9 protein-coding genes are annotated in these 12,630 nt (G+C 66.8%); 3 read left to right on the forward strand and 6 right to left on the reverse strand.

All coding sequences use genetic code 11. The annotated features are described in order from the left end of the window. Positions 1–4: 4 nt before the first annotated feature. The 3 genes from SR882_RS01140 to ubiD are packed head-to-tail and all read left to right on the forward strand — an operon-like array spanning position 5 to position 4,435. Entirely contained in the window at positions 5–1,555 is a 1,551-nt protein-coding gene (locus SR882_RS01140; RefSeq protein ID WP_322521523.1) for a uroporphyrinogen-III C-methyltransferase, read from the forward strand. Further along, positions 1,552–2,874, forward strand: coding sequence for a heme biosynthesis HemY N-terminal domain-containing protein (locus tag SR882_RS01145; protein WP_322521524.1), 1,323 nt, complete (start codon positions 1,552–1,554; stop codon positions 2,872–2,874). Before SR882_RS01140 ends, SR882_RS01145 begins: the two co-directional genes overlap by 4 nt. Next, positions 2,864–4,435: a 4-hydroxy-3-polyprenylbenzoate decarboxylase gene (gene ubiD / locus SR882_RS01150; RefSeq protein ID WP_322521525.1), complete on the forward strand. Its 1,572-nt coding sequence runs from the start codon at positions 2,864–2,866 to the stop codon at positions 4,433–4,435. Before SR882_RS01145 ends, ubiD begins: the two co-directional genes overlap by 11 nt. A gap of 64 nt (positions 4,436–4,499) precedes the next feature. Here the strand turns inward: ubiD and SR882_RS01155 are convergent, their stop codons facing one another. From SR882_RS01155 to SR882_RS01180, 6 genes are all read right to left on the reverse strand, one after another. Continuing rightward, a complete protein-coding gene (locus SR882_RS01155) occupies positions 4,500–5,912 on the reverse strand; it encodes a GGDEF domain-containing protein (RefSeq protein WP_322521526.1) in 1,413 nt (470 codons plus the stop codon). A 118-nt stretch (positions 5,913–6,030) separates the two neighbouring features. Then, entirely contained in the window at positions 6,031–6,870 is an 840-nt protein-coding gene (locus tag SR882_RS01160) for an endonuclease/exonuclease/phosphatase family protein (protein WP_322521527.1), read from the reverse strand. Further along, entirely contained in the window at positions 6,867–8,534 is a 1,668-nt protein-coding gene (locus SR882_RS01165) for an acetolactate synthase large subunit (RefSeq protein WP_322521528.1), read from the reverse strand. The genes SR882_RS01160 and SR882_RS01165 overlap by 4 nt, the downstream gene beginning before the upstream one ends. Next, positions 8,518–9,150 (reverse strand): thiol:disulfide interchange protein DsbA/DsbL, encoded by a 633-nt coding sequence (locus SR882_RS01170; RefSeq protein ID WP_322521529.1) that lies wholly within the window; start codon positions 9,148–9,150, stop codon positions 8,518–8,520. Before SR882_RS01170 ends, SR882_RS01165 begins: the two co-directional genes overlap by 17 nt. Positions 9,151–9,284: 134 nt before the next feature. After that, positions 9,285–10,493 (reverse strand): c-type cytochrome biogenesis protein CcsB, encoded by a 1,209-nt coding sequence (ccsB, locus tag SR882_RS01175; protein ID WP_322521530.1) that lies wholly within the window; start codon positions 10,491–10,493, stop codon positions 9,285–9,287. A gap of 32 nt (positions 10,494–10,525) precedes the next feature. Beyond that, positions 10,526–12,607, reverse strand: coding sequence for a cytochrome c biogenesis protein ResB (locus SR882_RS01180; protein WP_322521531.1), 2,082 nt, complete (start codon positions 12,605–12,607; stop codon positions 10,526–10,528). Positions 12,608–12,630 lie beyond the last annotated feature (23 nt).

The raw sequence follows: 12,630 nt of genomic DNA on the forward strand, positions 1-12,630 counted from the left end.
GAGCATGGACAAGAAAGACCACGACAAGCAGGCCGAGGAGACCAAGGCCGGGACATCGGCCCAGGCAGGCAAGGCCTCGGATCCGTCGGCCGCATCGACATCGGCCGACAAGACCCAAGCTGATAATGGCCAGGCGGATAAGGGCCAGGCGGATAAGGGCCAGGCCGCCAAGGGCGGTGCGGGCAAGCCTGCCGCCAAGGCCGGTCAGAAAGCGGACGGCAAGCCCGGCGCCGCGACCCGCGCGGACAAGCAGTCGTCGGCAAGAGACGCCTCGGATGCGAAGGCGGCCGACAACAAGCCGTCGGGCAATCCGGGTGCCAAATCCGCTGGCGAGACTTCCGCCAGTTCGAGTGCGCCGGGTTCCGCCACCAATGCCAAGGGCGGAGACGTCAAGGGCGGTGGCGACAAGAACACCGGCGCCAAGACCGCGGCCCCGGTATCGCCGGCCCGCCCGCCCCGCCGGTCGGCCACGCCCTGGCTGGTCATCGGCATGCTGATCCTGTTCGCGCTGGCCGCGGTGGGCGGCTGGCAGTTGTGGCAGCTCCAGCAGTCCCAGCAGCAGGCCTTGGCGTCTCAGGCGGGCGAGCGTGAGTCGCTGGGTCAGGAGCTGACTCAGGAAATTGGGCGCCTCGATGAGCAACTGGGGCAGACGCGCTCGAGCGTTGCGGCGCTGGAAGATCGTGGCGAGGCGATCCGCCAGGAGGTCGAGTCCGGCCTGCAGGCCCAGCAGGACGAACTGGCCGAACGGCAGGATCATCTTGATGCCCGCATCGCCCGCATCGACGACCGGCTCTCGCGCGGCGAGATTGCCTGGAAGACCGCGGAGGTCGGCTTCTTGCTGACGCGCGCCCAGGAACGTCTGACCATCGCGCGTGATCCCGACGGGGCGATGCTGGCCCTGCGGTTGGCCGATCAGCGCGTTGCCGCCCTGTCCCGCCCGCACTGGTTGCCGTTGCGTTCGGCGATCAGTGACGCCATTGCCGAAATCGAGGCGGCCGGCGAGGGTGACCGCGTCGGTCAGGCACTGGCGCTGCGGCGGCTGACCGACCGCGTCGAGGACTGGCCGCTGGCCGACGAGGCCGGCGGTGACACGACCGCCGCGGCCGAGCCGGAGACCTCGAACCAGGCACCACTGCCGGCAGATGCGGCCTGGTACGAGAAGGCCTGGGCCGCGACCAGCGGCTGGGTCGCCGGGCAGGTCACCGTGACCCGGTCGGATACACCCACTCGATTGCGCGAACGCGTGGCCACGGACCGCGAGATGCGCCTGTGGCTGACCGCCGTGCGGGAATCCCTGCTCTCGCGCGATCACGATGCACTCTCGACCACGATCGACGAGGCGCGCGACTGGCTCGAGTCGCATTACGCCACCGACGCCGACGGGCCGGCCAAGGCCCTCCAGTCGCTCAAGCGCACGCAAGAGCGTTTCGCCAGCCGCGAATTCCCGTCGATCGACGCGGTGCTCGATGCCTGGGAGCGGGCCAACGCCCGCGAAAAGGTGCGGGCCGAGTCGCAGAACGCGCCCGCTGAGACCGACGAGGAGGATCCGTCATGAAGCGTCTGATCGTCTGGATCGTCCTGCTGGCGGCGGCCGTGGCCGCGGCCATCTATTTCCTCCCGGGAGCCGGCGCGGCGATGATCGAATTCGCGGGGTGGCGCATCGAGACCACCGCCGTCGGCCTGGTGTTGATCGTGCTGGCCATGCTGATCGGCCTGCAGCTGATCTGGCGGTTGATCGCCGGGTTGGTGCACCTGCCGGCGCGCTTCGGCCGTCGCTCGGCCGAGCAGCGCCGACGGGCCGCCGACGAGAAGCTCCTGCGTGCCTGGGCCGAACGCCAGCGCCGCCAGACCGAGCTGGCGCAACGCTACGCCCTGGCCGGGGTGGAGGACGGCAGCCTGCCGCCCATGCACTTCCAGGTGGCGATCGATGCCCTGCTCGATGGGCTCGATCCCTCGCGCCAGGGGGCGGCCCCGCGCGGCCGGGCGGAGACCCGCGAGGAGATCGGTGACCTGTTCGAGACGGTCGGTCGTCGCTTTCCCAAGTTCGCCGAGTTCCTGCGCCTGCATATCGTCCAGCGGCTGATTGCGCTCAACGAGATCGAGTGGGCGCAGGCAATGGTCGAACCGCTGGTCGACACCCATCCGCGCGACGAGGCCATCCTGCTGATCCGGGCGCAGTTGCTCGAAATGGCCGGTGAGTACGACGCGCTGGCGCGGTTGCTGCCGACCCTGCGGCGGATCAAGGACAAGCGCCTGACCGCCGATGAGCTCTTGCGGATCGAACGCGTGGTGCTGCTCGGCCGGATCGAGGCCGCGTCACGGGCGCGTGATCTCGATGGCCTGTCGCGACTCTGGGCCGAGGCCGGCCGCAACGTGGTCGACAGCCCGGCCGTGACTATCGCCTACGCCGAGGCGCTGGCCCGAGGGGGCGCGGAAACGGCGGCCGCCCGGGTGCTGGAAAAGCGCCTGGGTCGCGCGCTGGAGGCACAGACACTGCACGCCTGGGCCGAACTGCGCCACGAGGACCCGGCCGAGGCTCGCAAGCGCCTGCTCAAGCTGGTGCCGGATGACTGGAGCGAACCGGCCAATGCGCCGGACGTCGGGCGTGCGCGCGAGCGCGCCGCGTTTGCCTACGCCATGGCGCGCCTGGCGCTGGCCGAGTCCGATCCCACGTCGGCACAGCTGTGGGTGGGGCGCCTGGGCCCGCTCGACCAGGAACTCCGTTATCTGGCCGTCGCCGCGCGCGTGCATGCTCGCCTGCGCGACAGCAGCGAGGCGGCCTTGCTCTACGAGCGCGCCCTGGCCCGGGCCGGTCTGGAAACGGCCGCCGCCCCGCAACCGGTGAAACCGGCCGCGACTGACGATGGCCGCTGATCGGGCGGCCAAGCCGTCCAAAGGGGCGCTGGCCGACCTGCGGCTTTTCCTCGACCAACTCGAACGCCAGGGCGAACTGGTCCGGATCACCGAGCCGGTCGACCCGGACCAGGAGATGACCGTGCTGGCTGACCGCGTGCTGCGGTCCGGCGGCCCGGCGTTGCTGATCGAGAACCCGGTCGGCTTCGACACGCCGGTGCTGCTCAACCTGTTCGGCACCCCCGAGCGCGTGGCGCAGGGGATGGGCGGGCAGACGCTGGCCGACCTGCGCGAGATCGGTCGGCTGTTGGCCTTCCTCAAGGAACCCGATCCGCCGGCCGGGCTCAAGGAGGCCTGGAAGAGCCTGCCGATCTTCAAGAAGGTGCTCGACATGGCGCCGCGGCGGGTGAAGAAGGCACCGGTCCAGGAGGTGGTGATCGAGGCCGATGACGTCGATCTGGCGCAGTGGCCGATCCAGACCTGTTGGCCGGACGATGCCGCGCCGCTGATCACCTGGGGACTGACCACCACGCGCGGCCGGCCGCGCAAGGGCGGTGGGATGGAGTCGGATCCCGAGGATGCCGCGGCTTGTGGGCGCGAGCGCCTGAACATGGGGATCTATCGCCAGCAGGTGATCGGTCGCAACCGGGTGATCATGCGCTGGCTGGCCCATCGCGGCGGCGCGCTGGACTTCGCGAACTGGCAGGAAACGCATCCCGGCGAACCGTTTCCCATTGCCGTGACGTTGGGCGCCGACCCGGCCACCATCCTGGGCGCGGTCACCCCGGTGCCCGACACGCTCTCCGAATACGCCTTCGCCGGCCTGCTGCGTGGCGAGCGCACCCGGCTGGTGGAGTGCCTGTCGCATGACCTACTGGTGCCGGCGAATGCCGAGATGGTGCTCGAGGGGTTCATCCACCCCGACGACATGGCGGTCGAGGGCCCGTACGGGGATCACACCGGCTACTACAACGAGACCGAATCCTTCCCGGTGATGACCATCGAGCGCATCACCCATCGCAAGAATCCGATCTACCACAGCACCCACACCGGCCGCCCGCCGGACGAGCCCGCCATCCTCGGCGTGGCGCTCAACGAGGTGTTCGTGCCGCTGATCCAGAAGCCCTTCCCGGAGATCGTCGACTTTTATCTGCCGCCGGAGGGCTGTTCGTATCGGATGGCGGTGGTGTCGATGAAAAAGCAGTACCCGGGGCATGCCAAGCGCGTGATGATGGGGGTCTGGAGCTTTCTGCGCCAGTTCATGTACACCAAGTTCGTGATCGTGGTCGACGACGATGTCGATCCGCGTTCCTGGGAGGACGTGATCTGGGCGATGACCACCCGGATGGACCCGGTGCGTGACACCCACCTGGTGGAGAATACCCCCATCGATTACCTGGACTTTGCCTCGCCCGTCTCCGGGCTGGGCGGCAAGATGGGGCTGGACGCGACCAGCAAGTGGCCGGGGGAGACCGACCGCGAGTGGGGCCGGCCGATCCGCGCCGACCGCGAGGCCGAGGCGGCGATGGCCTCGGTGTTCGAGGCGGTGATGGCGAAGGCCAAGGCCGCGCGCAACGACTGAGTGCAGCGCCCCGCCCCGGCACATGGTCGCGGGTGCGTGGTCACGGGCACGTGGCCACGGAGGATCAGTCCGGCGTGTCGCCCGCGAGCACGCAGCGGTTGCGGCCCTGTTCCTTGGCCTGGTAGAGCGCGGCGTCGGCACGGGTGAAGACCGTCTCCATCTCCTCGCCAGTCGCGAACTCGGCCAGCCCGCAGGAGGCGGTCACGCCGATTTCCTTGCCCCGATAACGCAGCTTGGTGCCTGCCAGTTTCTCGCGGATGCGCTCGACCACCTTGAGGGCATCCGGGCCCGAGGCGGCCGGCAGCAACATGATGAATTCCTCGCCGCCGAAGCGCGCGATCATGTCGACGTCACGGATCAGGTTCATGAAGGTCTTGCCGACGATGATCAGGGTCTTGTCGCCCGCCTGGTGGCCCAGCTGATCGTTGATTTCCTTGAAGTGATCAAGATCCCAGATCGCCAGCGTCAGCGGGGCGTCGTCGCGGCGCATGCGCGCCATTTCGAGGCGCACCCGGTGATCGAAGGCCAGGCGGTTGGGCAGTCCGGTGAGGTTGTCGCGGAACAGTTTCGCCTCGCTCTGCTTGAGCTGTTCCTCGAGCATGCGGGTCTGGTCCTCGAGCCGTGCCAGCCGCTGGCGTAGCTGCTCGTTGTCCACCTCGACGTCTTCCTGGCGGCGGTCTTCGCCCTGTTGAAAGGCCTGTACTTGCTGGCGGATCCGGTTGATACGGTCGCGCACGGCGAGCTTGAGGCCGTCGAGGTCGTCGGCCGATTCCACCTGGGCGTGGATGTCATCGACCTGTTGGCGGAGCGAGTCGTCGAGCTTGAGTCGGGCGTCCCGCTGCACGCTCAGGTCGTCGCTCTGCGCCTGGCTGAACTGGTCGATGTCGGCCAGCGCCTCGGTGACCTGCTCGAGAAAGCGGGTGAGTTCGCTCTTCTCCTTCTCGATGGTCTGACGCATGTCGTTGATCAGTGTGGCACTGCGGTCGATCAGGATGCTGGGCAGGGTGCGGTCGTTGGGATCGTCGATGGCGGCGATCAAGCGGGCGCGCCGGCCCTCCAGCGCATCGACGAAGGCGATGCGGTCGAGCAGCAGGGGCAGCACCTCGCGCACGTGGGAGGCGGAGCCGTTGTGTGTGCCGTGGCTGGCCGGGGTGGCCTCCGGCTGCGGCGTTTCGTCGGGCTGGCTGGCCTCGAGCTCACGGATCCGCCGTGCCAGGTCTTCGAGCTCGCCCTTGAGGCGGCCCACCTCGAAGGCATGCTCGTCCTGCTTGCGGGCCTTGTCGCGGATGCGGGCGGCGGCGTCGGCCAGCTCCGGGTAGGCCTTGTCGACCGCGAACAGCACCCGGGAGAGGGTGAGCTTGAGCAGGCCACCCAGTTCCTGGTCGTGGTCCTCGAGCCGGCCAACCTCGCCCAGCAATTGTTCGTAGCGCTCGCGGTAGTCGTCCTGTTCCGTCGACGCGGTGGGTGCCTCGGCCATCGTTGCGTTCTCTCCCTAGGAAAACTCTGCACGGTTCGATGAGGTTGTCTGCGGACAAACCCACGAGCCAGAGAGGCCATCGAACCGTGCAGAGTTTCCCAACAATGTAGTCCGAAGACTAGTCCGGTTTGTGCGGCAATGGTAGCGCGATGCTCATCGCCACCGGGATGTGGTCCGACCCGCCGATCGGGCGGGCCTCGGTGCCGCGGATATCCAGCGACTGGCTCACCGCGATGTGATCGATCGCCCGTTGCGGCTGCCAGCGCGGGTAGGTGAGCGGGGGGCGCTTGGGTAGCTTCAGGCCGTTTTGTATGCACCAGTGCTGCATGCCGGGGTCGTCCGGTTCGCAGTTGAAATCGGCCATCACCACCACGTAGCCCGGGACATCGGCCAGCTCGCCCAGCTGGTCGAACTGCATTTGGCGGGCGCGACGGCTCAGGGCCAGGTGGGTGTCGATCACGCGCAGCGGGTGGCCGTCCCAGCGAAAGTCCGCCACCAGTGCCCCGCGACCCGGCATGCGACCGGGCAGCGGGCACTGGGTGATGTCCCGTGGCTGGATGCGGCTGATCAGGCCCAGCGCGTGTTTGCCGAACTGGCCCAGGTCGCGGTTGACGCGTACCGCCCAGTGCGAGAGTTCGGCCAGTTCGGCCAGGTGCTCGGCCTGATTGAGGAAACGGCTGCGGATCGAGCCGGCATCCGCCTCCTGCAGGCCGATGATGTCGAAGTGCGACAGGGTCGGGGCAATGGCCGCCAGGCTGCGGGCGCGGTCGGCACTGGGCAGCAGGTGTTTCCAGCCGCCGGTGACATAGTCGCGATAGCGATGGGTGGCGATGCCGACCTGGATGTTGTGCGACAGCAGACGAAGCGGTTGATGGCCCCGCACGGCGGTGAAATCGTCGGGTCCGCCAGTGGCCGTGCTGCAGCTCAGGCCGCGTTGGCTGGCTGCCCGGCGGGTCATCCGCCCACCAGTGTCTCGCCGAGTCGCCGGGTGAGCTGCTCGTTCTCGCGGTAGTCCACGGGCACGTCGATCACGCAGACGGACTGGCTTGCCATCGCCTCCTTGAGGATCGGCAACAGCCCGTCACCGGATTCCACCCGATAGCCCTTCGCGCCGAAGCTCTCGGCCAACTGAACGAAGTCCGGGTTGCCGAAGTGCACGCCCGTGCTGCGCCCGAAGCCGCGGCGCTGCTTCATGTCGATCAGCCCGTAGCCGCCGTCGTTCCAGATCAGCACGATGATCGGCGTGTTGCAGCGCACCGCCGTCTCCAGCTCCTGCACGTTCATCAGAAAGCCCGCATCGCCCGTGGCGGCGACGATGTGCCGCTCCGGGTAGAGCAGCTTGGCGGCGATCGCGCCGGGCAGGGCGATGCCCATGCTGGCAAAGCCGTTGGAGATGATGCAGCTGTTGGGCTGTTCGGAGCGGTACATGCGCGCCAGCCACATCTTGTGGGCGCCGACGTCGGAGATGACGATGTCGCGGCTGGAGAGGGCCGTGCGCAGGTCCCAGATCAGCTTCTGCGGCTTGATCGGCAGGCAGTCGTCGTCGGCATGCCGGTTCATGTCCTCGATCAGCGCCTCGCGCAGGTTGCGGAAGGCGGGCCCGTCGCGCGGGATGGTCAGCTCACCGAGACGGTTCATGGCGGTGTTGATGTCGCCGACGATGCTGGTCGCTACCGGGTAGTAGGCGTCCACCTCCGCGGCCTCGGTGTCCACGTGAATGATGTGACGGTCACGGGTGGGGTGCCAGAGCTGGGGGTGGTACTCGACCAGGTCGTAGCCAATGCAGACGATCACGTCGGCCTGGTCGAAGCCCACGTTGACGTAGTCCTTCGACTGCAGGCCCACCGACCCCAGCGCCATCGGGTGGCGGAAGGGGATCACGCCCTTGGCCATGAAGGTGTTGGCCACCGGGATATTGAGCCGTTCGGCGAGGGTGGCGAGAGCTTCGCTGGCCTCGGCGCGGACCACGCCGTGACCGGCGAGGATGATCGGATGGTGCGCCTCGCTCAGCAACCGGGCCGCCTGTTTGAGGCTCGATTCACACGGTTCGCTCGCCCCGTTGGCAGTCACTGGCAGCGGCGCGGCGTAACCCGATTCCACCGGCATGGCGGCGACGTCCTCGGGCAGCTCGATGAAGCTTGCCCCGCCCTTGCCGGCCTCGGCGAACTTGGTCGCCCGCCGAATGGTCTCGGGGATGGCGGATGGGGTGACGATCCGCGAGGCATAGCGGGTGATCGGCTCGAACATCCGCACCAGGTCGAGCACCTGGTGCGATTCCTTGTGCAAGCGGTCGATACCGGCCTGCCCGGCGATCGCGATCAGCGGGGCGTGGTCCATGTTGGCATCGGCCACGCCGGTGACCAGATTCGTCGCGCCGGGCCCGAGCGTGGAAAAGCACACGCCCGGCTTGCCGGTGAGTCGACCGACGAGATCGGCCATGAACGCCGCGCCCTGTTCATGGCGCGTGACGATCAGCTCGATCGACGACTCGTTGAGCGCATCGACGAAATCGAGGTTCTCCTCCCCCGGGATGCCGAAGACGTACTTGACGCCCTCGTTCTCCAGGCAGCGCAGCAGCAGTTGGGCGCCGGTAGCCACGGGGCGATCAGTTGCGTTCGTCACGAATCTGTTCGATCAGGGTATCGACCACTCGGAGCATCTCGACGTTACCGCCGGCCAGTCGACCCGTGACGAGGTAGCGGCCATCGACCAGCAGGGCCGGCACGCCCTGCACGGCGGCATCCTGGGCGATCTGCCCCGTCTGGCGGATGGCGTTCTGGGTGCCGAAGCCATTGAAGGCCTCGAGGAACGCCTCGCGGTCGACGCCCTGCTTGGCGTAGAAGTCGGCGATCGAATCGGCATCGGTCAGGCGCGTGCCTTCCTCGTGGATGGCGTGGAACACCTGGGCGTGCGTGTCATCGACCACGCCCAGCTGGTCGGCGGCATAGAACGCACGCGTCAGCGGCACCCAGTGCTGGCCGAGTGCCAGGGCGCGGCGCTCGAAGACCACGTCCTCGTCCAGCTCCTCGATCCACGGCTCGAGTTCGCTCTCGAGGTAGTAGCAGTGCGGGCAGCCATACCAGAAGAACTCCTGGACCAGGACCTTGCCTTCCGGCGAGCTGACATCGGTCTGCACTGCTTTGTAGCCCGGTTCCGCGGCCATCGCGGGGGCGGCCAGTGCCAGGGCGGTGGCGGCCAGCAGCGCGGCGAAGAATGACGTGAGGCGGTTGACGAGCATGGAGTGTCTCCGTGATTCGATCAGGTGAGGCGTTCAGTGACAGCTCGAAGTCGAGCGGGCCTAAACGAAGTATGGGGCAAGCCCGCTGTCCTTGCAGCCGGCCGCCCCATATCGGTTCATTCAATCCGGGCGGGTCAGAGTTCGCCGTAGGAGTGCAGCCCGGAGAGGAACATGTTCACGCCCAGGAAGGCGAAGCTGGTGATGAACAGGCCGCCGATGCTCCACCAGGCCATGACCGGACCACGCCAACCCTTGGTCAGGCGCATGTGCAGCCAGGCGGCGTAGTTCAGCCAGACGATCAGTGCCCAGGTCTCCTTCGGGTCCCAGCTCCAGTAACCGCCCCAGGCCTCGGCGGCCCACATGGCGCCGAGGATGGTAGCGATGGTGAAGAAGGCGAAGCCCAGCGCGATGGCCTTGTACTGGATATCGTCCATCACGGCCAGCGACGGCAGGCGGTCATTTGGGCCGTCACCGCCCATCTTGTCCTTGATCAGATAGGCGATGCCCACCATCGCGGCGATGGCGAAGGTGCCGTAACCGATGAAGTTGGCCGGCACGTGGATCTTCATCCACCAACTGTTGAGCGCGGGCACCAGCGGGGCGATGACCTCGGCATCACGTGTGAATTGGTACCAGAGCAGGAAGCCCAGCGCGACGCCGACGATCAGCATCACGAAGCCGCCCAGGCTGCGGTTGTTGTAGCGCTTCTCGTAATAGAGATACAGCAGCGCGGTGACCACGGCGAAGACGATGAACACCTCGTAGAGGTTGCTCACCGGGATGTGGCCGTAGTCGAGGTTGATCAGGTAGCCCTCGCGCCAACGGGAGAAAAAGCCGATGAAGCCCATGGCCACACCGCTCCAGACCAGGGCGCTGCCGACCTTCAGGCCGTACGCCGAACGGGTCAGCGTGCTGATGAAGTAGGTGGGGATGGAGAGGAAGAACAGCGCCACCATCCACATGGTGGCGGCCTGGCTGGAGAGCAGGAACTTGAACAGGAAGGTCGATTCCTGGAACTCGGCCAGCGCGGCCCGTCCAATCGCGCCGTCGGCGCCCAGGATGTTGTATCGCCACAGGGCGAACAGCGAGACCGCGGCGACCACGGCGGTGAGCCAGCGGGTCGCCGGCCAGATCCAACCCAAAAAGCCCAGGCCGAGGGCAGCGCCGAATAGCGTCCCGGTGGCGTAAAAATCGAGCGAGGCGCTGTACTGGGCGTAGCCGATGCCGGCGCCGACTAGCATGGCGATGGCCCACAGGGCGTCGATCAGACCGAAGCTACGCCGTTGGGGTAGCTCGGAGCTGGGTTGATAGCCGTTGACCATCTGTTCGTTGGGGACAGACATGGGCGATTTCTCCTGCGCGGATTGTCTTGCCGTCATTCCGGCCGGCCGGGCTTATCCGGGTCGGACGGTGGGTTTTTATGCTCGTTTGACTCGGTCTGCCGCTGAAGTTCATCGCTGAACTGGGCAAACGCCTGGTCGAAGTCGATATTCTTGCGGGCATCCGTGCCGGCGACCACGACACGGTGGTGCGCCGAATCGCCATCATCGTTCACCCCGGCCGGTTTGATCAACACCCACAGTCGGCGGTAGTGGATGTAGAACAGCATGAAGATGCCCAAGGTCAGCATCAGCGAGCCCAGGTACACCCAGAACATGCCCGGGGCGCGGGTTATTTCCAGCCCGGTCGACTGGATGTGGTTGAAGCCGGTGGGCGCGACGAAGATCGGCGAGCCGTAATTGGGGATAACCGTGACCACGTCGAGCGCGTTCTCGAAGAATTCCGCATCCTGGTCGGTGAACTCCTCGATCCCCTGTGCCTGCAGTGTTTCCATGTAGGCACGCATCAGCACCGATTGCACCACGCGGAACGAGGATTCGCGGGCCTGGTCGGCCATCTCCGGCGGCATGTCGCGCTCGGCGAGCTGGCGGTCGACCTGCTCACCCAGGGCGGAAAAGCCCTGCTCGACGAAGGTCTCGACCATGTCGGCGATCGAGCGGGCCGCGGCACTCTGGGCCGCGCCCCCCTGTCCACCCTGCGGGGTCTGCGCGACCAGGTCGGCGGCGATGCGGGTGATCTCGTCGCTATCCTTCAATGTCGCGTAGAAGGCCATGAAGGTGTCGAGCGAGCCGTTGCGATCGGCCGGGATGAACAGGAACTGCTGTTGGGCACCCACCTCGGGGGTCACGCCGCTGAGGAAGTACCGGGTGCCGTCGAAATCGACCGGCTGGAAGTAGTTCTCGTACTCGATCGCCTGACCGGCGGCGTCGCGCACGCGGAAGGTGACCGACGGGCCGAAGTTGGTGTTTTCCGTGTTGCCGTCCGGACCTTCGGTGGGATTGACGTTGAACAGCGAGAAGTCGCGGAACTCGAGGGTGTATTTCTCGCCGTTGAACTCGAAGGTGCGTTCCTGGTTGACCTTGCCCTCGAGCGCCTGCTTGGTGCCGGCGTCGCCGAACAGCTGCCAGGCGTTGAACTCGAGCTCGGTGCCGCCATCGCCGAAGCTCGACTGGAAGATGTTGTAGCCCTGGTACTTGAGCGGGTGGTTGACCCGGATCGTCTCCTCGATCACCTCACCGGTGTCCTTGTCGGTGAGCTTGAGGTTCGAGTTGAAGGACTTGGGCATGCCGGTGTCGTAGAACTCGACGAAGAAGTCCTCGACCTCGATCTTGAACGGCAGGTTCTGAACCACGTAGCCGTCTTTCAGGCCGATGAAGGCGACATCGCCCCACTTGCCCTCGGGGATGTTCACCGAACCGCGAAAGCCGGCCAGTGACCCCGGCGGCAGGTGAGATTCCTGGGGCACCTGGCTGACCGGCAGGTCACGGGTCTCCACCTCGACCACGCCCACCATGTTGAGCGCCTTGAGATACATCTTACTGTCGATCAGGCCGCCGACCAGGATCACCACCATCCCCAGGTGGGTGAGCACGTAGCCGATGCGGTTCATGCCGCCCTTGCGCGCGGCCACCAGGGTTTCGCCGTCGCGTTCCTTGACCCGCGCCTTGTAGCCCAATTGCTGGAACAGCCCCTGGGTACGCTCGACGATGGTCGCGGCGGGCAGGTCGCTCTCGTACTGGCGGGAATGGGCGAAGGCTCGCAGCGACTTCTCCTGCGCGTTTAGCTTGAAGCTCTTGATGTCGCGCAGAAAGCCCGGGGTGTTGCGGGTCAGGCAGGCGCTGGTCGAGGCGAGCAGGAACAGCAGGATGAGGACGAACCAGCCGGCCGAGTAGACATCGTTGAGCTTCAAGGTCATGAAGACCTCGTACCAGAACGGGCCGAACTCGATCAGGTAGTCGTTGAACGGCTGGTTCTGCTGCAGCACGGTGCCGATCACCGAGGCGATCGCGAGGATCGAGAGCAGCGCGATCGCCAGGTTCATCGAGGTCAGCCAGGTGAACAGGCGCGAGCTCAAGCTGCGGCGGCGTTTGCGGGCGGTTTGGGCCTGGGAGGTCATCGGCTAGCCTTCGCGGGGATCGG

The sequence above is a fragment of the Guyparkeria halophila genome, assembly GCF_034479635.1.
GTDB classification, from domain to species: domain Bacteria; phylum Pseudomonadota; class Gammaproteobacteria; order Halothiobacillales; family Halothiobacillaceae; genus Guyparkeria; species Guyparkeria halophila.

What these genes read in the sequence shown, in the direction of transcription:
- SR882_RS01170 (WP_322521529.1), bottom strand. Translation starts at nt 9,150, where the DNA reads ATGCTCGTCAACCGCCTCACGTCATTCTTCGCCGCGCTGCTGGCCGCC.
- ubiD (WP_322521525.1), top strand. Translation starts at nt 2,864, where the DNA reads ATGGCCGCTGATCGGGCGGCCAAGCCGTCCAAAGGGGCGCTGGCCGAC.
- ccsB (WP_322521530.1), bottom strand. Translation starts at nt 10,493, where the DNA reads ATGTCTGTCCCCAACGAACAGATGGTCAACGGCTATCAACCCAGCTCC.
- SR882_RS01145 (WP_322521524.1), top strand. Translation starts at nt 1,552, where the DNA reads ATGAAGCGTCTGATCGTCTGGATCGTCCTGCTGGCGGCGGCCGTGGCC.
- SR882_RS01160 (WP_322521527.1), bottom strand. Translation starts at nt 6,870, where the DNA reads ATGACCCGCCGGGCAGCCAGCCAACGCGGCCTGAGCTGCAGCACGGCC.
- SR882_RS01155 (WP_322521526.1), bottom strand. Translation starts at nt 5,912, where the DNA reads ATGGCCGAGGCACCCACCGCGTCGACGGAACAGGACGACTACCGCGAG.
- SR882_RS01140 (WP_322521523.1), top strand. Translation starts at nt 5, where the DNA reads ATGGACAAGAAAGACCACGACAAGCAGGCCGAGGAGACCAAGGCCGGG.
- SR882_RS01180 (WP_322521531.1), bottom strand. Translation starts at nt 12,607, where the DNA reads ATGACCTCCCAGGCCCAAACCGCCCGCAAACGCCGCCGCAGCTTGAGC.